Raw genomic sequence first — 20,385 nt, forward strand, 5'->3', positions numbered from 1 at the left:
TGGCTGCGCCCCAATAGCGACTGCATCCGATAAGGTCGCCCCAGCCCTGCCTGCTCGGCCATCAACCAGCCAGTCTTGCGCTCCACTCCCGACAGCACGCCATCAAGAAAGGCGCCACTCGATAAGCGCAATTCACGACGACGATAAACCGACCCCAATCGCTCCTTCCATGCGTCGAGCTCGCGTTGCCAAGCCAATACCGACCCAGACCAAGCTGCCACCGACATGCAATTCCCCTCCAGCCAAATGCCAAGAGTGAATCACGATTTCAGATCAAACGCAACTGTAGTACTAGGATGCTGGTGGGCCGGCAAGGAACAATTTTCTGCACAGATCGGTTTATGAGTCACAATTGACCGACTGAGGAGGAACAAAATGAAAGCGATTGCACCGATCATGGCCGCCGCGTTGGCGTTTGCTTCAGGTACCGCGCTTGCCGCATGTCCAACCACGACGGGTTCTGTGAACTCTCAACCGCAGCAGGGTATCGCCAAGGATGGTACCCACGCACCGCTGGAAAACGCTGCCAACAGCGAGGCACAACAGGGCGCCGCAAGCACTGGAACGACGACAAACAGCACCAGCCAGACCCCGCAGAAGGATGGCCAGACGATGCCTCTTGCGGGCAAGGAGGGTGGCGGCGACAAAAACCTTGCGACATCGCAGCAGGATGTTGAGGCACAGCAAAAGGGTGAGCAAACAGCCATGGCCAAGGCCGAAGAGTGCAAGGACTGACCTGATTTGCGCAAGGGGCGGTATCGATTGCCGCCCCAGGAGTTCAGATGATGAAGATTGCGGGCGCGTTGTTGATTGGTGCCGGCCTCCTTTATGCCGTTTGGGTCGCGATCAGCGCGCGCCGGTTGAGTACGCCGCCAAAGCACCCCGACAATGAGAACCGCCCGACGCTGGAGCCGGGCGGTCAGGGTCTGCGTTTTCTCGGACTGAACCGAAACTGGCCGGCTTTGGTCCTTATGGCCATCGGCGCGGCGCTCCTGATTTATCCGGGATGATGATCGATTCGCTACGCAGCAATTTTGCTGGAACAGCGCAAAGACGGTGGCGGTAGGCAGCCGGGCCGCGGGTAGCAGGCGCCTGCCCTAACTTTTTGGCCCCCAAAGCATCGAGCGATGAGGCCAAGATAGCGCCTTGCGCCTGCTCCGACCGTTTTGAAAGGTGCCAAGGCTCACGTGCGGGAACCAAATGACCACATCATCATTTCGTTGCGGAGGGACAAATCAAGGAGAAACATCCCATGAAACGGCTAGCTATATTGACCATGACATTGATGATCTCGGGATCGGGCGTTGCATTGGCGCAAGACACCGTGGTCGTTGAGGTTCCCCAGCCTGCCCGGGATTATGTGATCGCCCATCCATCAGACCCTGTCGTGATTGACGGGGATGTAGCCGTCGGAACGGTGGTACCGGATACGATCGAACTGGTGCCGATACCCGACAGTCCGGACTATGCCTACGTCTACGTCGACAAGCAGCCGATCATCGTATCCCGGAAGGACCGAAAGGTGGTGTACCTGTCGCAGTGATGAAGGAGCGCTTGGCCTTGTCGGTCGAGTGCATGGTTGCAGCCGCTTCCTGATGGCTGCAACCATTTCGGCAAGAAACGGCGGAAGATCATCCTGCGTGGTGCCGCCGGACAATAGTCAGGGAGGATGAAATGGCCGATCAATGGGGTGCAACAAAGCTCGATGCGGACAGACTTGGCGATGCCCCGCTTGTCGACCAGGCTCTGAACCGTGCGAACCGCTTCAGCGATGATACTAACAGCCAAACGACGGTTGAGATGAAGGATGAACTTGCGGCCATGCGCGCGGAACTCGACCACGTTTTGCAATCCGTTCAATTATTGTCGGAGGGTGCCACTCGGTTGGTGCGGGCGACCCCGGGTCTCCTCGAAGAGCAACTCGCATCTTTTATCCATCTCAAACCGCTTGCCGCGCTGACGGGGGCAGCAGCCTTGAGCTATGCCATCACGCGTCGTCTCTTGCGGTAAAACAACAATGATATGATATCGCCCCGTGGAAAGAGCGCCGTCCTTGACGCATGCCGGGTATCAACAAGCGAATTTGTCTTCTGTGCCAAGATTTTGCGGCACTCCATCCCTCAAGAGCGAAATTTCTTGCTCAGGAATGGCGAGGAGCGAAGGCCAAAGCGCAAGGGCTTATCCATCGCCCGGCTGATGCCGATACGGGGTCCGCTGCAGATGTCGAAAGCATTTAACGTTCGCTCCAGCGAAAATGGTCGCTCAAGAAGCGATGTCCCGTCATGGGCTTTTTCCACGCCAAGGGCTTGGGCAAGTCTTCCGGGACCCGAACACAACAAACGCAGGTCATTTTGGGATCGCCGCTCTTGCATGACCTCGATATTTCGGGTCGGTTCCAAGGCTCTTATCAGCACAGCCGATCCCGGCAGACAAACAACATTCAGGCACCAGTGAATCCCGTACGAACGATAGACATAGGCGTGACCAGGCGGACCAAACATTGTCTGGTTGGCGCTGCTCGGACCGCGGAAACTATGCGAGGCGGGATCATCTGGTCCATAGGCTTCCGTCTCAACGATCGGGCCCCCGACATCATCCAAAAACAGGTGCATCCCGATGAGGTCACGGGCAACCATATCAGCATTGCGCTCGAAAAACCCTTGGTCGGGCATCGCTTTTGTCATGGATATCGGTTCTTCTGGTTGAACTTTCTTGTGTAAGGGGATGTAAGAGAAGCGCATCATCCGTTGAAACGCCCGCCAGGTTGCAGCCTCCTATTTTGTCCCGAAGTTCTTCCTGTTTCGTTGAGGCGTTGCGGCGCTTTCGATCGAAGCGATTGCAGCTGGATGGATCGCGCGGGCAAGACCGATGACGAACGCGTCGATGCGACGTTCAATTTAGGCCGGGCATGCGCAGCCAGCGAAACCCCGAATTCTCAAGGACATCGAAACGGCGGCAAGCTGCAGTATAATGAACGCATCACTTTGCATCTTCGTGCCGTTTCAACTGCCCTTTCGATCATGTGAACAGGTCCTGACCCTAGCGATAAGCCTGCATCGGCGGACATGAGCACACGAGATTGCGGTCGCCTGCCACATTGTCGATGCGCGATACCGGCGGCCAATATTTCGGGTTCTCGTCGCTTGACCCCGCCGGCAGGCTGGCCTCGCTACGACTGTAGGGATGCGACCAGTCGTCGGAAAGAACATCATCAGCCGGATGTGGCGCGTTGACCAGCGGGTTGTCGTCCTTTGGCCACACGCCGCTCATGACCCTGGCCGCCTCGCCGGCGATCGCGACCATCGCATCGCAGAACCGGTCGATTTCTCGTTTGGATTCCGACTCGGTCGGCTCGATCATCAATGTCCCGGGTATTGGCCAGGACATGGTAGGTGCATGGAAACCGTAGTCGATGAGCCGCTTTGCGATATCTTCGACGCTGATTCCGGCGCTCTCCTTGAGTACCCTCGTGTCGATAATACATTCGTGCGCGACGCGGCCGTTGCGCCCCGTGAACAGTACCGGATAGTGGTCCTTCAGCCGGTCTGCGATATAGTTGGCATTTAGGATTGCCATCTCTGTCGCCTGCTTCAGACCGCTTGCGCCCATCATGCGGATGTACATCCAGGTGATAGGCAGGATTGATGCGCTGCCGAATGGCGCAGCCGAAACAGCATGTGCCGAATTGAGCTCGACGTGCCCGGGCAGGAAGGCGGCCAGATGCTTCTTGACGCCAATCGGGCCAACGCCAGGCCCCCCGCCCCCATGTGGAATGCAGAAGGTTTTATGCAAATTCATATGGCAAACGTCAGCGCCGATATCGCCGGGACGCGCCAGCCCGACAAGGGCATTGAGGTTCGCACCATCGAAATAGACCTGGCCGCCATGCGCATGAATCATGGCGCAGATGTCCTTGACCCCTTCCTCGAAGACGCCGTGCGTCGAGGGATAGGTGATCATCAGTGCAGCCAGATTGGCCCCATGCAATTCGGCCTTGGCCTTCAGGTCATCGAGATCGATGTCGCCCTCTTCCTCGCAAGCGACAACGACGACGCGCATTCCGGCCATATGGGCGCTGGCAGGATTGGTACCATGCGCCGATTCCGGAATGAGGCATATGTCGCGATGCGCCTCGCCGCGATCGAAATGATAGCGTCGGATGGCGAGGAGCCCTGCATATTCGCCCTGGCTCCCGGCATTCGGCTGCAGTGAAACTGCATCGAACCCGGTGATCTCGGCAAGCCAGGATTCAAGATCATCGGTAAGGGATTTATAGCCCAGCGCGTGATCGGGCGGGGCAAAGGGGTGAATGTTGGCAACACTCTGCCAGCTCACCGGAAGCATCTCCGCCGCCGCATTGAGCTTCATCGTGCACGAACCGAGCGGGATCATGGCGCGGTCAAGCGCAAGATCCTTGTCGGCAAGGCGACGAAGAAACCGCATCATTTCGGTTTCGGAACGCTGCTGATGGAACACGGCCTGGGTCATGAAACCGTCGGCCGGGCGTTCGCTCGGCAGGCGCGTTCCCGTGTCATCGGGCAGCATCGCGCCGAATAGGGCAGCAAGAGCATGTAGATCGGCTTCCGTCGTCGTTTCGTCAAACGTCAGTCCAAGCCGATCCTGATCGATAACCCGAACGAGGCGCCGATCGCGTTGGGCAACCGCGGCAATAGCATCGGCCTTGCCAGGCACATTGACGGTCAACGTGTCGAAGAAGCGTTTGCCGACAAGGCCGACGCCAGCGGCCTCAAGACCCGCCGCCATGCGCACCGCTTGGCCATGAACGCGCGCCGCGATTGCCCGAAGTCCCTGTGGCCCATGCCAGATGGCGAAGGATACGGCCATATTGGCCAGCAATGCTTGTGCCGTACAGATGTTCGAGGTCGCCTTGTCGCGGCGGATGTGCTGTTCGCGGGTCTGCAGGGCAAGGCGATAACCTGGTCGCCCTTTGCTGTCCATTGACTGACCAACCAGCCTGCCCGGAATAAGACGCGTCAGCGCATCCGTGACGGCAAGGTAGGCCGCATGCGGTCCCCCATACCCGATAGGCACGCCGAAGCGCTGCATCGAGCCCGCTGCAATATCGGCACCAAGTGAAGCCGGCGGCGCCGTTATTGTAAGCGACAGGGGATCAGCCACGGCAATCACCAGGGCGCCGGCAGCTTTTGCTTGCTCGATGGCGATAGAATGGTCGCCATAGACACCAAAGGTATCGGGCCAGGGAACGATAATCGCCGCAACTTGTGCATCAATCGTGCCGCCGTTGATGCTCATGCCAAGTGGTTCGGCACGGGTGCGAACAACATCGAGAATCTGGGGATGGACGTCTGCGGCAAACACGATGCGTGTGCGCTTCTCGCGGTGATGGCGGTAAGCACTGCCGACGGCTTCGGCAACCGCGGTCGCCTCGTCGAGCAGTGATGCCGACGCGACCGGCAGGCCGGTCAATTCCGCCACGAGGGTCTGAAAATGGAACAGAAGCTCCAATCGGCCCTGACTGATTTCGGACTGGTATGGGGTATAGGCCGTATACCAGGCTGGGTTCTCAAAAAGGTTGCGCTGGATGACGGCCGGCACGTGCGTGCCGTGGTAGCCTTGACCGATGAAGCTCTTGTGGGTCTTGTTCTGGCTCATCTTTGCCCAAAGCAGGGTGAGTGCTTCGGCCTCATTGACTGCTTCGGGGATGTCAAGTGGCCGCTCGAGCCGGATAGATTTCGGTACGGCCTGGGAAATGAGGGTTTCAAGTGAGGGAACGTTGAGTGCCGCCAACATGGAGCGGGAGCCCTGGAGGCTGGGGCCGATATGGCGGTCGGTGAATGGAAAGATGCCCTTGTTCTGCATGATTGATCAGCCGATGATTGCTTTGTAACCGGCTTCGTCGAGAAGGCCGGTTAACTGGTTGCTGTCAGATAGTTTCATCTTCCATAGCCAACCGTCAGCAGTGGCCGAGGAGTTGACGAGCGCCGGATCGCTCACCACGGCTTCGTTGACTTCCGTGACCTCGCCGTCCACCGGCGCATAGACATCGGAGGCGGCCTTTACCGACTCGACAACGACCACGGCATCGCCCTTGGCAAGCGATTGGCCGACTTGCGGCAACTGCACGAAAACGAGATCACCCAACTGGTCCTGGGCATGGTCGGTAATGCCGACCGTCGCAATGCCGTCCTCAACGCGGAGCCATTCATGATCTTCAGTAAAATAGGTGACAGCCATCTCATTATCCTTTGTGGTAGCGATGTGGGATGAAGGGAAGCGCGTGAACGTGGAGAGCAATGCGGTTGCCGCGGATGTCGGCGAAAAGCTGTGAGCCGATGGGCGCAAACGCCTTGCCGACATATCCCATGGCGACCGGGAAGCCGACCGATGGGCCAAATCCGCCGGACGTCACCACGCCGACGCTATTGCCATTAATATCGACGAGCACTGCACCGGGGCGCACGGGCTGGCGCCCGTCCGGTTTCAGCCCGACGCGCTTTTGGCGTGGGCCTGCAGCAATCTTCGCGAGCAAGGCTTTGGCCCCGATGAACCCCCCCTGCTCGCGCACCGGCTTGGTTATGGCCCAGGTCAGGCCGGCATCGACGGGATCGATCTCCGGCGTGATATCCTGGCCATGCAAGCAAAGACCGGCTTCAAGGCGCAGACTGTCACGGGCGGCGAGCCCGACAAAGGTTACGCGGTCATCTGCAAGCAGGCTGGCGACAAGTTCTCGCGCGTCGGCTTCCGGAAGGCCGATTTCAAATCCGTCTTCGCCCGTATAGCCCGAGCGGCTCATGAACCAGCCAGGCTTTGGTTCAAAGCCATGCATAAAGGAAAGATCAGTCCCGGGTGCGCCAGTCTTGCGCAGCACATCCGCCGCCTGCTGGCCCTGGATCGCCAGAAACACGCGGTCAAGGGCATCGATGCTGACATCAAAGTCCTTGGCGACATTGCGCAAATGGGCCTCGTCGATCGCTGCATTGCCGGCATTGGCCACAATCATGAATCGGTCTTTACCAAGACGCGTGACGATCAGGTCGTCAATGATCCCGGCCTGTTCGTTGAGGAAGAACGTATATTTCGATTGCCCGATGTGCATCAAATCTGCATTGAGCGGGCAAGTTCGCAACAACAACGCCGCAGCGCCCGCGCCGGCCACATCGAACAGTTGCATATGCGAAATATCGAACAGTCCAGCCTTTTCGCGCGCATGCAGATGTTCCTTCATGACGCCGAGGGGATAGGTGATCGGCATGGACCAGCCGGCAAATCCGCCAAAGCGTGCATTCGCCGCTTCGTGCAGATCCGCAAGCGGCAGCGATTTCAGTTCTTCTGATCCGGGATTTGTTAGGTCGCCCATATTCACTCCAGAGACGTGCAAAGACCTCCGTCACCGCGACGGAATGATGCTTTACCCCTCTGTCGGAAGCCTGAGAGACTCGCTCGCCTCGCGCCCGTTGGCACCGGCTGAACTTACACCTTCGGCGCGGGGTTTCCCCCGACTTTCCAGAGTTGCCTTATCGGTTTGCGGTTCCTGGTACCTGAGAGATTTCGGGCGATTTCCCCTTCGGTGGACCGGTACATCGGATGACCGGCCACTCTCCCGCAAACTGACAGAGCCTCGCATTTTCGCAAATCACAAGGCCCTCGACGCGCTGACCATAGCGCAGGCAACAGCAGCTGTCATCGGGCCAAAGACGAATTCTGCCGCATTATGGACAGAAATTGTCTGAACGAGAACATTTGAAACCTGACCTTGACCCGCCAAGACGCAGCCACATCTTCGTTCGGGCAATATTCAAAGGAGGCGAGGATAGACCACCACAAGGAAAATCGTGGGAGAAGCAACGACCCGTCTTTTGGCGCTTCTGGGCGCGAAGAGGTTGTGATTTCGCGCGCCGATCATCCTGTTGCGCGCCTTATACGCATTGATGAGCGTTCAGAGGTTGTGGTCCTTTGCCTCATCACCCGCAAATGAGAGATGATTGAGCCAACGTGGCCTTGCTCTCGAGCGCTGCCTTACGGGGCCGTGTTGAAAATTATCCTGACCTAGTCGCGGCAGATCAGGCGATGTCGCTTGCCACCAACGACAAGGGGTGGTTCTAGCTGCCCGTGCAGAGACATGAAATATTCTAGGCCGGCTGGGCAATTAGCTCTGAGTGCTGCCGGCGCTGTCTTGCCAGCGCCATAACCCCGAGGCTTTGCCCCTTGCCCCTCACCGCATGTGTGCCAAGGTAACTCGTACGAATATCCTCGGGAAAAGTGAGGCGCTTGGCAAGCTCGCTCGATATCAGCACGGGCGCCTTGAGATTGCGACAAAGCTGTTCGAGCCGCGCCGTCGTATTCACCGTATCGCCGAAATAGGTGATCTTGTGATGGTCGACGCCGATCTCCGCGGTGACGATCGATCCGCCGTGTAGCGCAGCACGCAGGCGCGGCACGCGGCCAAACTCACTGAGCCACCTTTCCGAATTCGCCTCGATTGCATCGATGATATCGAAGATACACAAGACGCAATTCGCGTTGCGAATGCCGCGCTGCATTGGCCAAGTGATGATCGCCGCATCGCCGACATAATCGTCGATCGTACCGTGGCGACGCCGCACCGGTGCAGCAAATTCTGCAAAGAGCGCACCGAGGAACTGCTGGGCGCGCAGATCCCCGAATTCTTCGGCAAAGGATGTGGACCCCACGAGATCGACGAAGAGGAAAATGCGCTCCTCCTCGATGGGTTTTCGGTAGCGACCCATCAACAGGCTGGCAAAAACATCGCGCCCGAGGAGCTCGCGCACCCGCGAAACGAAACTCATCAGCGCCGAAACGACAAGCGTATAAAGCCATATTCGCGTCGGTAAAACGGCCTCCTGCCACCATTCAGCGGGAAGATAGCCGAAGAACCAAAGCAGGGTGCCACAAATGAAATAGCCGATCCCGATGAGGAGGTAATTGGCGATCAGCGAGCAAACAATATAGCTGGGCGTTGGCAGCGCATTGATCCAATCGAAAAGACGCGGAAACAGGCTTCCGCGTTCGAATGCAACAGGGGGAATACAAAGGAACAGCGCGAAAATCGCGCCGATCGCCGAGATTTTTCCGTTATAGAAATAGCCATAAAGCACACCGCTCGCGGCCGCTGCCATCAGAATGAAAATCCAGAAAACGCTCGAATACCTGTTCATGATCTAATCCAGAAGCTGCACGGTCATCACTCTATCAACGCTTGCCTTTCTGCCTAGCCACGAAATATGGTGCGATCATGCCAATTGACATCACGCCTGAACGCATCACTGCCGTTGACAAAGTCATCCGGTCGCATATCCGGCACACGCCCGTACTTAACATCGACCTGAGCGATTTCGGCCTGGCTGCGCTGCCCGTAGCACTTAAACTTGAATGTCTGCAGCATTCGGGATCCTTCAAGGCGCGGGGGGCATTTACCAATCTTCTGACGCGGCCGGTCCCCACCGCAGGTGTCGTTGCCGCCTCGGGTGGCAATCACGGCGCCGCGGTTGCCTACGCTGCGATGCGGCTCGGCGTGCCGGCCACCATCTTCGTGCCGAGCGTCACCTCTTCGGCAAAGGCCGACAAGATCCGCAGCTACGGGGCAAAGCTCGTTATGGGCGGCGAACGCTACGCGGACGCTCTGGAGGCAAGCGAGCGCCTTGTTGCCGAGGCACAAGCACTTGCCGTTCACGCCTACGATCAGGTCGAAACCCTGCTCGGCCAGGCAACGCTCGGGCGTGAAATTGAGGCCGATCTACCCGAAATGACCACGCTGCTCGTCGCCGTCGGCGGTGGAGGCCTCATAGGTGGCATCGCCGCCTGGTTGCGCGGGCGTGTCAAAATCGTCGCGGTCGAGCCGCAAACCGCCCCCACCCTTAACCTCGCTCTTGCCGCGGGTAAGCCAGTCGACGCGCCGGCGGGCGGTATTGCTGCCGATTCCCTGGCACCACGGCGCGTGGGAGAGCTCATGTTTCCGATTGCCCAAGCCTTCGTCGGTCAGTCCGTCCTTGTCTCCGATGATGATATCCGCAACGCGCAGCAGGCGCTATGGGACACGGTACGCATTGTCGCAGAGCCCGGCGGCGCGGCCGCCATGGCTGCCCTCCTGTCGGGTCGCTATCGTCCTCAAGAAGGCGAGCGCGTCGCCGTCCTTGTCTGCGGCTCGAACACAGCGGCGGTATGCTTCGGTTGACTGCGCTGTTGCCTCAGTTCCGTACAAAACATTGAAACCCGACTAAATACCCGGGTCGCCGGGCCTTGGCAATATTTGGTTAGCGCAGGCATTCACCGCATGCCGCGCCTTATGCATTTTGAAAGTTCCACTTTAAAAGAATGCACCTGACATGCTAAGTGAAGCGTTTCAAACGGATTTCAATTATCATACTCATATTTTCACCAGCAAATACTCCATTCGATCGCCCCATAGAAAGTCTGTGCATATTCATTGAATTGCAAGACATTTTCATGATAGCTCATGGGGATATACCAAACACTGGACTCGCAGATTGGCTACTCGCCCGTTTTATAGAAGAAGTTCCACCTTGCGCCGAACGCGCGCAATGTGGGGTAACACACGGGTATGGCGGCCGCGACTGGTCTTCTGGGCCGGCGCACTCGCCATTGGTGTGATCAGTGTGGTTTTCGCCAAGCTCGCAGACCTGGCGCAGATGCTTTTTCACGGCGTAACGCATGCGGGCGGCTGGAGTGAATACTTGCCGCTGGTGATCACACCGATTGGCTTTGTATTGTGCGCCTATTTGGCAATGCGGCATTTTCCGAACTCCCAGGGCAGCGGTATTCCTCAAGCGATAGCTGCACGTCACCTAACCGATGACGAAGACCGCCGCCGGCTGCTGTCACCAAAAATGGTTCTTGGAAAAATCGCGCTTACAGCGGTCGGCCTTTGTTCAGGTGCATCCATCGGACGAGAAGGTCCGACGGTTCAAGTCGGTGCATCGATCATGTTGCAAGCCGCGCGTTGGGGCGGTATGGCACATGCCCGGGGACTGATCCTCGCAGGGTCCGCAGCGGGCATTGCGGCGGCATTTAACACACCGCTTGCAGGAATCGTCTTTGCAATTGAAGAAATGGGAAAATCCTATCAGTCCCGTGCCAATGGCCTCGTCCTGACAGCCGTCATCCTGGCAGGCCTGGCAGCGTTGGGGCTCGTTGGCAACTACACCTATTTTGGTGAGTTCGCAGCAGCCAGAACGGACTTTTCCGATTGGCTGTTAGTTGTTTTTTGTGGAGTTGGCGGAGGCGCGTGTGGTGCGCTGTTCAGCGCCTTGGCCCTTAAGGCCTCGCGGCGGGTAAGACGATGGGCAGTCTCAGACCCACTGCGCAGGTTGTTGCTGCTCGCCGGAGCCTGCGGTTTAGGCGTTGCCCTGATTGGCTTGGCATCTGGTGGCATGACTTTCGGCACAGGTTACGAGCAGGCCCGCAGTGCGGTTGAAGGCACTCCGCTTCCCTGGCATTACTTCATCGCAAAGCTTATCGCAGGTCTTCTTTCCATGATCTCGGGTATCCCGGGAGGAATTTTCGCGCCGTCCCTGTCTGTCGGAGCAGGGCTTGGTAGTGCTGTCGGGCAATTGCTGGGTAGTAATATTGCCCTTGCCGCAATCCTCGGGATGGCCGGCTACTTTGCCGGCGTGGTGCAAGCACCTATGACCGCGTTTGTGATTATTCTGGAAATGACAGGGAGCCACAGCAGCGTTATTGCACTGATGTGTGCATCAATGCTCGGCTTCGGCACCGCCCGGATAATCTCCAACGAAGCGCTCTATCACGCCCTTGCCCGTATTTTTATCGCCGATGCCATCCGCCACAAACGCTTGGAGGCTGCCGCGACAAGATAGTTCGGCCAAGCGAAGACATCCCGCCCCTATAGTCAGTACCCATTATGCGTTTTCGATTTGCAAGAATTCGTGCTCCTTGCGTAAGCTCTGCGCTGTTCCTCATACAAAGCCCGTCGTTCGCGCAACCTGACCTATCTCTCTTGGCTGGCAGCCAGATGATCTCGCATAGCACTTCTGGCCAAATCGGCGTCGAGACAGTGCGCAATCTCTCTCATAACGGCAATTGCTGGATCGCCGATCAGGCTCTTGTACTCGGCCAAGCCCTCGTCAGCGGCGACGCTCTCGTCGGCGGCCATGCGCGCGTCTCCGGTGCCGCCTATATCTGCCGCTCCGCCATCATCACCGACTATGCGTGAGTGTCAGGCTTCGCCGTCGTCGGCGTTCGAGCCGCGGTTGCGGCACCCTTTATGCGCCAATTGCTGTAAAATCTGGTTATTGTATCTAACGCATAACTCAAAATTATGCGCCAACTCCCATATTGACAGTTTATCGGAATTAGCACATAACGAGGTCGGAGTGGAAACAATGACCGACGTCGCCCGCACACCGAAACAAATCGGCAACCTCATCCGCCGCGCCCGCAAGAAACGCGACTGGAGCCAGAGTCAACTCGGCGACAAGGCCGGGCTGCGTCAGGAAACGGTTTCGCTCATTGAAACCGGCAATCCGGCGGCAAAACTGGAAACCATTCTTGGGGTGCTCGCTGCGCTCGACCTGGAGTTCCAAATCATGCCGCGCTCCAAAGGCGCAGCCTCGGACATCGAGGACATCTTCTGATGCCACGACATCCCCGCCATGTGCCGCTGCGCGTTCTCCTCAATAACCGCCTTGTCGGACATCTCCTCAAGGCCGCGAGCGGCGCGATCGACTTTCGCTATGATCAGAGCTGGCTGGAATGGGAACATTCGCTTCCGATTTCGCTATCCCTACCCCTACGCGAGGATGCCTTCCGCGGCGAGCCTGTCATTGCCGTGTTCGACAACCTACTCCCGGATTCGGACGCGCTTCGTCGGCGCGTGGCCGAAAAAGTCGGTGCCGACGGCACGGACGCCTACAGCCTTCTTGCCGCTATCGGTCGGGATTGCGTCGGCGCGCTACAGTTCGTCGCTGCCGATCATGATCATGCCGATCATGATCATCAGGGCATTTCCGGCGATGCGGTCGACAGTGAAGCCATCGAGAAGCTGCTCAAGGGCCTCGCGCAGGCTCCGCTTGGCCTGAGCCGCGACGACGACTTCCGGATTTCAGTGGCGGGCGCACAGGAAAAGACTGCGCTGCTCCGGCACAATGGAAAATGGCTCAAGCCGCATGGCACGACCCCGACCACGCACATCTTCAAGACGCAGATCGGCGAACTGCCGAACGGCGTCGACCTCTCGAACAGCGTCGAGAACGAATATTACTGCCTCAAGCTTGCCGCAGCCTTCGGCTTGCCGGTCAACAACGCAGAAATCGCCACGTTCGGCAAAACCAAGGCGCTTCTGATCGAGCGATTCGACCGCAGATGGACGAAGGACGGACGGCTCATCCGACTCCCGCAAGAGGATTGCTGTCAGGCACTTTCGGTGCCCCCCACCCGGAAATACCAGAGTGACGGCGGGCCTGGCGTCGCGCAGGTGCTTGACCTGCTCAAGGGCAGCGACAACCCAGCGGTCGATCAAGCGACGGTATTCCGGACGCAGATTCTGTTCTGGCTCATCGGCGCAACCGACGGGCATGCGAAGAACTTCAGCGTCTTTCTGACACCGGGCGGCGGCTATCATCTCACCCCGCTTTACGATGTACTCTCCGCGCAGCCCAGTCTTGATAGCGGGCAGATTCGGCGCAAACAGATAAAGCTGGCCATGTCGGTCGGCACAAGCAACCATTACAGGATCGCCGAAATTCACGGGCGTCATTTTGTTCAGACGGGCGAAGCGGCAGGCCTGCCAAAATCGCTCGCGAAAGAATCGATGGAAGTGATGGCTGGCACCGCAGAGGCCGCGCTCGCACGCATTGAAAGTGAGCTGCCCAAAGGGTTTCCGGAAACGATCCACACGAGTGTAAAGACTGCAGTCATGGATCGCCTGCGTAGCCTGGTGTGAACGCGGCATCCACTGGACTGTGATGCCGCGGTTGCCGGATGACCGCTTACCCTTCCGCTTGTAGCCCCGAGTGGTGGGTGACGGGCCGTCGAGCCTGTGGATCGAAGCCGGTGCAGGCTTGTTTGACGTTGCATGAGTTTGATTTGATTTGGTTGCCGGGAAGCGCAACACCCGACTCCTGCGAAACGGTACAAACGAACAAGGCGACCCTCTCGGATCGCCTTCTATTCAATCGCAGGAATCGTTGGTTGCGGGGGCGCTCGCAACCAACGATTCCTTCGATTAGTTGAGCGGGAAATACCAAAGTTGGCAGCATAACGGGCGTGATATAGTGTCATCTGAAATCGCGTAGAAACGGCGGTATCGCGGTAAAAAAGTTCCAATAGCGCAGGGTCGAATAGTGAATTTCGCCACTGCTTAGGTTGTCTTATGTTCCTTTTTTGTTCTATATAATGCCAATTAGATCTTTCTCTCGATAACCCACGACCGCGCCTTTGCTCATTTGCCATGAAACACCGCTTCACCCGCCAAGAGCTCTATGACCGCGTTTGGTCGAAGCCGATGTCGCACCTGGTTGTCGAGCTCGGGACCACCACGGGCAATCTCAGCACATTGCTGCGACGCGCCGATATTCCAACGCCATCGTCCGGGCATTGGAGACGGAAGGAGTTCAGAAAGCCTGTCGAGCAGCCGCCTTTGCCGCCAGCACCATCTGGATGTGTCGAGCCGCTGGTGCTGGATACTGAGAAGATGAGCGTTAAGCCTGAAGCATGTCAAAGCAGGCCCAGCTGCGGTTTCCGTTTCCGGCGAGACACAGCAAATTCTTGCGCCCCCTGCTGAAGATACGGTGCAGGTCGCGCTAAAGCCACGTCCGACACAACCGACGAGGATGACGCGAGAGGAACTCTACAACGCGGTGTGGACAACGCCGATGTCGCGTTTGGCCATGGATTATGGGATCAGCGGCAACGGCCTCGCCAAGATCTGCGATAGGGAAGATATCCAGTATCCGCCTCGCGGATACTGGGCGAAACATGCCGTGGGCAGGGCACCAAAACAGACCCCATTGCCGAAATCGAGCAGTGCATACTCCATCACCATTCGACCGACACCGTTGCCGCCTCCTCCAATCGAGCTGCCGCCGGAGGTCAAGCAACAGGCGGAGAAAGCCCGTGCGAGTGAATCCACTCTTGCGGTGCCTGAACGCCTTCTGAGGTCCCACGCAGTCATCGCCTCATGGCTCACGGAGCACAAACAGAAAAAGCGTCGAGCCCGAAGTGAGCGCGATCCATGGAGGCGCAATCTTTATGACCCTGGCGATTTCTCCGAAACGGACCACCGTAAACACCGAATTCTGGATGTGTTGTTCAAGGCGATTGAGCGCCACGGCGGAAAGGTTAAGCAGGGAGAGCGAGGCGTCCTGTTTGCTGAGGTTCTAGGCGAAAAAGTGGAGTTTCAGGTTCGCGAGAAGCAAAAGCAGGAACGTCGGGCTCCGACCGACAACGAAAAGCGATTCAGATCACCCGGCGATAACGGCTGGAAAAAGGAACTGGTGCCGACAGGATGGCTCGTTTTCGAGATCAAAACCTGGCAGTGCTTCCTCGTCAATGGCTTGAATCCGAAAAACAGCCGATGGAGGGCATGCAATGCTGCCGGACATACTGGCCACCTTCGTTGCAGCCGGACCATTGCTCGTTAAACAGCGCAAGGATCGAGAGGCGGCGGAGCGCGAGCGCCAACTTGCCGACCAGCGCCGCTATGAAGAACAGCAGCGTCGCAAGCGCGATGCTAACCGCTGGCGACGCTTCCGGGAGTTAGCGCAGGACTGGCACGAACTCGCCGCCGTGCGCGATTTCCTGGCAGCGTTGCGATCAATAAACGTCACGTCCACCGCTGAAATCGATGGTCGCAGCGTTGAAGAGTGGATCGCATGGGCGGAGGAATGGCTCCAGCGGGCTGATCCAACCGCCTGCGGCGTCGGCAGCTTCTTCGAGCAGGTCGCTGAAATCACCGATTGGACCTACCGAGATTGACGAGGTGGACGCTGAGCAAGCGTTGCGATCGTATTTGGACATCGTGGTCTCTGCGGCAGGTGCCAGAAGCCTCTACCTGAGCCATAAACCGTAACGGCAGACTCACATACACCCGAATTCTGAGGGGGCGTTGCGGGTCTCTCCGCTGCAGAAGGTGCGCCGGCAGCGAACCGGCGGCCGGAAGGGATTCTTCTTCCCAGATTGCGACCTTGCAAGTTCCAATTGGCGGGACATTGACTTCCAATCAGCCGAGAACGATAGTTCCAATCGTCCGAGATTCGAGGAAAGCATGTTCGAAAGGTTTGTAGAGCAGCGGGCGGAGGAAGCCCTTTTGGATACTCCGGTCGTCCTCATCGTAGGACCGCGCCGGGCCGGCAAGACTACACTTGTCCGAAAGATGGGAGAAGCCGGCCGAACCTATATCACCCTCGACGATCAGACGGTTCTCGAAGCCGCCCAATCCGATCCTGCCGGCTTCATTCGGGGCCTGGATGAAGCCATCATCGACGAGATTCAGCGTGCGCCAGACCTGCTGCTGGCGATCAAGAAGACAGTCGATGAGGACTATCGTCCGGGCAGGTTTCTACTTACCGGGTCAGCAAACGTGCTGACTTTACCGCGGATTGCGGACAGCCTGGCCGGGCGAATGGAGACCATCCGAATGCTGCCGCTGGCAAGGGCCGAAATCGAAGGCCGGACGCCGTCCTTTCTGGAGCACCTTTTCGACGGGAAGCTAAAGAGCCCGCGGAGCTCTATCATCGGAGACGACTTCGTCCAACTCGTTCTGCACGGGGGATTCCCCGAAGCGATCAGCCGCAACAGCGAACGACGACGGCAAGATTGGGCACGGTCCTATCTGACTTCTATCCTGACGCGAGATCTCCGGGACATTGCCGATGTGGAGAAGCTCACCGAGTTGCCGAAGTTCGTGCGGCTATTGGCCGAACATACAAGCCAATTGGTCAACTATTCGCAGTTCGGCGGCAGCATCAACGTCAGTCACAAGACTGGGCAGCGTTATGTCGGCCTGCTCGAACAGGTGTTCCTGGTCGTAATGGTACAGCCTTGGTTCACCAATACGCTGAAGCGTATCGTCAAGACGCCCAAGCTGCATTTCCTCGATTCAGGTCTGCTGGCCAGTGTGCGCGGGCTCACCTTCGACCGAGTCAAGGCGGATCGCGGAACATTCGGCGCGCTGCTGGAGAGCTTCGTGTTTTCCGAAGTTCTGAAGCTCATGACGGCGTCGAACCTGCGGTTGACACCATATCATTTCCGGGATCGGGACATGCGCGAGGTCGACATCGTACTGGAACGCGACGATGGGATGATCGCTGGCATCGAGGTCAAGGCCAGCGCCACGGTCAAGGCCGGCGATTTCGGAGGGCTCCGCACACTTGCAGAGGCTTGCGGCGATCGTTTCGCCTTCGGCGTCGTCCTCTATGACAGCACTGATGTGGTGCCGTTCGGCGACAAGCTGGCCGCAGCGCCGCTGTCCAGCATGTGGGGCTGAGAATGGTCGCAGAAGCCAAGGGAGGACCATGCAACACATCGTCGGCCAATGTGTCTGTAGCCGAGAAAAGAAGAAAAGCAAAAAAATCGGGAAATCCCTTTCCGGGTTTCCCGCTGCAGCGCGATCAATTGGACGAGCGTAGTATATGCGTCCTCCAGGGGTGGAAACCCAGATCGACGAGGCTTCCAAACTCCCTCTTGCCGATCTGGGGTCGTCTCCTGATTACCGATCGCGCCGAGGCGAAGTATTATCATGAGGAGATTGCTGCTCTCCACGACCAGCTTGGCAACGAGGAGACGTGGGGACAGGCCGCCGACAAGCTCCGCACGCTGGTAGCCGCATCGATCTCGTGCCCGATGGTGAGGAACTGGTTATCGTGTTGCGCGGCGATCTGGCCGCGATCCTCACCTTCGCATCAGGCAAGAGGAAGCCCGAATTTCTCAACGAGCGGGCAATTCTGGAATTGCTTATGCGCCGTGCTGATCAATCCGGCGCCCAGCAACGCAAAAAGCCCCACGAGGGGGCTTTGTTGAGATCGCAGGGATCGTTGGTTGCGGGGGCCTGACTTCATGGAGACTTGTAAATTCTCAGCTTCAAGTCAGCCCAATATTCAGCCTCGACCAACGCAGACAGTCCATTGATACTACGCCGCATATCCGTCACCCCGCAGGCCAGATAGATCCGAACATTCCCCGTAGCCCCGATCATGCGGCCTCAACAAACGGGATCAACGATGACAACGTTTTGCGCTCAAGGTCTACCGGAACTTCTAAGCTGCGACCGTTTCGTAGCAGGATCTTGATAAGCACTGGCGTCGCCCGAGCCGGGGGCGTCTGCCCAAGGCCTACTTCGTCAAGCAGATGGACCGGAAGGAACGATGCTGACCCATCAAAGTGGCTAAGCGTTCTCCGCCGTAAACAGATCTGCGCAGGATAAATGTCATGGCGACGAGCAACATCACCAATGCGGACGCCGGGCAGATCCGCTTCCGCCAATACCGCAAGCTTCGCTTCCCTCGACCATCGCCGCCTTCGTTCAACGCCGGAAATAATCTCCATGCGAGCCATGCCAACCTCTGAGATCTGGTATTAATGCCAGCACTAATGCTGGTTCTAACGCCGGATCATCGCTTAACTGGCTGGTTCAGCAAAATCCGTTCGCCGGACGCTCACTAGGCTTCGGCGCCGGGATGTTTATCCTGCTTTTTCGCACAAAAAAGCCCGCTTTCGCGGGCTTTGTGATTTGGTTGCGGGGACAGGATTTGGCCTAAGCCGAACGTTTGCACGGATCGACATACAATTTTGTTGAGTGCGCCCCCTCCGAAGGCAGAGACCACAGGTTCGAATTCTGTCGGGTGCGCCATTTTCCCGCCACTACAGAACAAAACTGGGCACCGCAGAGATGGCGGCAGCTTTGCGCCTCATTTCGGCCGTTGAAGCATACCTTGCACCTGCCGGAAAGCAGACATTGTCTAGTTTCAAGGTAACGTCATCTTTGCGCCGCCGATAGCGGAAGTAAGCGTCGTCGCCTTCATGTCTCGGCGAAGCTGCTTAAATGTTTCGCAAAGCATCCTGTCTTCATTCTGGGCTACGGGCTCATCGCCACCATGATGCAAGCAGTGCAGCGGAAAAGTCATGCGAGACTCGGGCTGGTTGACGCGTTTTGTGGAGCGTCTGAAGAAGCTTGGCACTGCGATCCAGACCGCCGTTCTCGCGCAGCGCATATCCGTTGATAAAGTCCTCGAACGCGTCGCGATTGTCCCCACCCGCTGTCACATCTCCGGCAGGCCGGCCTTTCGAAAGCCGTCGACAAAGTGGTCTCGTACAGATGCATCGCGCAGCGGCTGGGAGCTGAGCCAATGGCCGATGGTGAAATGAGGGTGGGCGATCAGGAACAATTCTGCTTCTCGCCGCGCCTCCTCACGGTGGCCCAACTGCGCAAGCGTAGCAGCCAGGAATTTGCGTGAGTTGGTACGATACGTGTCTTCCCTGCGGAGTGTAGCGGTTGCCGCCTCATAGTCACGCGCGGCGTATTGCGCCTGCCCAAGATGACAAAGATACCAGCAGGTTGGATAGGGATTGAGCCGCAGAGCTTTTTCGATCTGCGCTAGTCCGTCGGCAACCCTGCCGTCCAGCACGGACATGTCCGACATAGCGGCCCAAGTGTCGGCGTGGTTGGGGTCCAGCTCCAGGGCCTTGGCGAAGGCGGCCTCTGATTCCTCCCATCGCCGCTCATAAGCCAAAATGGTCCCCAGAACGTAACGGCAGCCGGCATCGTTGGGATCTAGGTCGACCGCCTTCTGCGCGAACGTCGCCGCCATCCGACGGTTAGGATCTTCGGGCTCGCCGAAATGAGTCCAGGCAAGCCAACGATTATAGGCGAGCAGACCGAGCGCCTCGGCATATGATGGCTCGAGCTTAACCGCGCGTTGGAGCAGGATATAGGCCTCACGCTCAGTTTGCGGCGACTCTTCCGTTAGGAGCCGGGCGCGCACACACAGATCGTACGCCTCAAAGTTCTTCGGCCGATTGCGCTGCTTCGGGATGGTCAGCCGGCCGACGAGGGCTTCAACAATCTTGGCGTTAACTTCATCCTGTAATTCGAAAACATCTTCCACCGTCCTGTCAAACCTCTCGGCCCACAAGTGCCGGCCGCCAAGCGCGTCGACCAATTGGGCATTGATGCGGACACGGCCCATTGCGCGTCTGGCGCTCCCCTCCAGGACGTAGCGGACCCCGAGTTCCTGGGCGACCAGCCGTACGTCGACCGGCTTGCCCTTGTAGCCGTATACGGAATTGCGCGCAATGACGAACAGGCCAGCCGTACGGGAAAGGTCGGTGATCAGGTCTTCGGTCAAGCCGTCGACGAAAGGCGCGTCCGCTTCATCCCCACTCATATTCGTGAACGGCAATACAGCGATC

At 58.0% G+C, this 20,385-nt stretch carries 19 protein-coding genes, 1 pseudogene and 1 riboswitch; of the genes and pseudogenes, 13 read left to right on the top strand and 7 right to left on the bottom strand.

Annotated elements, in window-relative coordinates; translation table 11 throughout:
• Positions 1 to 227, bottom strand: a pseudogene (locus AAAB35_RS04860) (IS701 family transposase); the annotation flags it as partial.
• Positions 228 to 375: 148 nt separating this feature from the next.
• On the opposite strand from AAAB35_RS04860, the gene AAAB35_RS04865 reads away from it, so the two are divergent.
• The 4 genes from AAAB35_RS04865 to AAAB35_RS04880 all read left to right on the top strand — a co-directional run bounded on the left by AAAB35_RS04865 (position 376) and on the right by AAAB35_RS04880 (position 2,010).
• Positions 376 to 735 (top strand): hypothetical protein, encoded by a 360-nt coding sequence (locus tag AAAB35_RS04865; protein WP_340667094.1) that lies wholly within the window; start codon positions 376 to 378, stop codon positions 733 to 735.
• Positions 736 to 782: 47 nt separating this feature from the next.
• Positions 783 to 1,010, top strand: coding sequence for a hypothetical protein (locus tag AAAB35_RS04870; RefSeq protein WP_340667095.1), 228 nt, complete (start codon positions 783 to 785; stop codon positions 1,008 to 1,010).
• Positions 1,011 to 1,252: 242 nt separating this feature from the next.
• Positions 1,253 to 1,543: a DUF1236 domain-containing protein gene (locus tag AAAB35_RS04875; RefSeq protein ID WP_340667096.1), complete on the top strand. Its 291-nt coding sequence runs from the start codon at positions 1,253 to 1,255 to the stop codon at positions 1,541 to 1,543.
• 131 nt (positions 1,544 to 1,674) lie between these two features.
• On the top strand, positions 1,675 to 2,010 hold the full coding sequence (locus AAAB35_RS04880) for a hypothetical protein (protein WP_340667097.1): 336 nt from the start codon (positions 1,675 to 1,677) through the stop codon (positions 2,008 to 2,010).
• A 110-nt stretch (positions 2,011 to 2,120) separates the two neighbouring features.
• Here AAAB35_RS04880 and AAAB35_RS04885 read toward each other — a convergent pair whose 3' ends face one another.
• From AAAB35_RS04885 to AAAB35_RS04905, 5 genes are all read right to left on the bottom strand, one after another.
• On the bottom strand, positions 2,121 to 2,672 hold the full coding sequence (locus AAAB35_RS04885) for a DNA-3-methyladenine glycosylase (protein ID WP_340667112.1): 552 nt from the start codon (positions 2,670 to 2,672) through the stop codon (positions 2,121 to 2,123).
• A gap of 367 nt (positions 2,673 to 3,039) precedes the next feature.
• A complete protein-coding gene (gene gcvP / locus AAAB35_RS04890; RefSeq protein WP_340667098.1) occupies positions 3,040 to 5,841 on the bottom strand; it encodes an aminomethyl-transferring glycine dehydrogenase in 2,802 nt (933 codons plus the stop codon).
• 6 nt (positions 5,842 to 5,847) lie between these two features.
• Positions 5,848 to 6,216 (bottom strand): glycine cleavage system protein GcvH, encoded by a 369-nt coding sequence (gene gcvH, locus AAAB35_RS04895; RefSeq protein ID WP_340667099.1) that lies wholly within the window; start codon positions 6,214 to 6,216, stop codon positions 5,848 to 5,850.
• Between the two features lie 4 nt (positions 6,217 to 6,220).
• Positions 6,221 to 7,339, bottom strand: a complete 1,119-nt coding sequence (gene gcvT, locus AAAB35_RS04900) for a glycine cleavage system aminomethyltransferase GcvT (protein WP_340667100.1) — start codon at positions 7,337 to 7,339, stop codon at positions 6,221 to 6,223.
• A gap of 158 nt (positions 7,340 to 7,497) precedes the next feature.
• Positions 7,498 to 7,595, bottom strand: a riboswitch (glycine riboswitch).
• 516 nt (positions 7,596 to 8,111) lie between these two features.
• Positions 8,112 to 9,158: an adenylate/guanylate cyclase domain-containing protein gene (locus AAAB35_RS04905; protein WP_340667101.1), complete on the bottom strand. Its 1,047-nt coding sequence runs from the start codon at positions 9,156 to 9,158 to the stop codon at positions 8,112 to 8,114.
• A 77-nt stretch (positions 9,159 to 9,235) separates the two neighbouring features.
• Here AAAB35_RS04905 and AAAB35_RS04910 point away from each other — a divergent pair, with 77 nt between their 5' ends.
• From AAAB35_RS04910 to AAAB35_RS04950, 9 genes are all read left to right on the top strand, one after another.
• Entirely contained in the window at positions 9,236 to 10,174 is a 939-nt protein-coding gene (locus tag AAAB35_RS04910; RefSeq protein ID WP_340667102.1) for a threonine/serine dehydratase, read from the top strand.
• A gap of 367 nt (positions 10,175 to 10,541) precedes the next feature.
• A complete protein-coding gene (locus tag AAAB35_RS04915) occupies positions 10,542 to 11,837 on the top strand; it encodes a chloride channel protein (RefSeq protein ID WP_340667103.1) in 1,296 nt (431 codons plus the stop codon).
• 155 nt (positions 11,838 to 11,992) lie between these two features.
• Entirely contained in the window at positions 11,993 to 12,193 is a 201-nt protein-coding gene (locus AAAB35_RS04920) for a hypothetical protein (RefSeq protein ID WP_340667104.1), read from the top strand.
• Positions 12,194 to 12,362: 169 nt separating this feature from the next.
• Complete coding sequence (locus tag AAAB35_RS04925; protein WP_340667105.1) at positions 12,363 to 12,614, top strand: helix-turn-helix domain-containing protein; 252 nt, start codon at positions 12,363 to 12,365, stop codon at positions 12,612 to 12,614.
• Positions 12,614 to 13,921, top strand: a complete 1,308-nt coding sequence (locus AAAB35_RS04930; RefSeq protein ID WP_340667106.1) for a type II toxin-antitoxin system HipA family toxin — start codon at positions 12,614 to 12,616, stop codon at positions 13,919 to 13,921. The genes AAAB35_RS04925 and AAAB35_RS04930 overlap by 1 nt, the downstream gene beginning before the upstream one ends.
• 1,646 nt (positions 13,922 to 15,567) lie before the next feature.
• Positions 15,568 to 15,954 (top strand): hypothetical protein, encoded by a 387-nt coding sequence (locus AAAB35_RS04935; protein WP_340667107.1) that lies wholly within the window; start codon positions 15,568 to 15,570, stop codon positions 15,952 to 15,954.
• A 289-nt stretch (positions 15,955 to 16,243) separates the two neighbouring features.
• Positions 16,244 to 17,464: an ATP-binding protein gene (locus AAAB35_RS04940; protein WP_340667108.1), complete on the top strand. Its 1,221-nt coding sequence runs from the start codon at positions 16,244 to 16,246 to the stop codon at positions 17,462 to 17,464.
• A 298-nt stretch (positions 17,465 to 17,762) separates the two neighbouring features.
• Positions 17,763 to 18,029 (top strand): hypothetical protein, encoded by a 267-nt coding sequence (locus AAAB35_RS04945; RefSeq protein ID WP_340667109.1) that lies wholly within the window; start codon positions 17,763 to 17,765, stop codon positions 18,027 to 18,029.
• A gap of 376 nt (positions 18,030 to 18,405) precedes the next feature.
• The gene (locus tag AAAB35_RS04950) at positions 18,406 to 18,543 is read left to right on the top strand and encodes a hypothetical protein (RefSeq protein WP_340667110.1); all 138 of its coding nucleotides are present in this window, start codon (positions 18,406 to 18,408) and stop codon (positions 18,541 to 18,543) included.
• A gap of 692 nt (positions 18,544 to 19,235) precedes the next feature.
• On the opposite strand, the gene AAAB35_RS04955 is transcribed toward AAAB35_RS04950, so the two are convergent.
• A partial coding sequence (locus AAAB35_RS04955; RefSeq protein WP_340667111.1) for a tetratricopeptide repeat protein occupies positions 19,236 to 20,385 on the bottom strand: 1,150 nt, incomplete at its 5' end.

The sequence above is a fragment of the Phyllobacterium sp. genome (assembly GCF_037994425.1).
GTDB lineage: Bacteria > Pseudomonadota > Alphaproteobacteria > Rhizobiales > Rhizobiaceae > Phyllobacterium.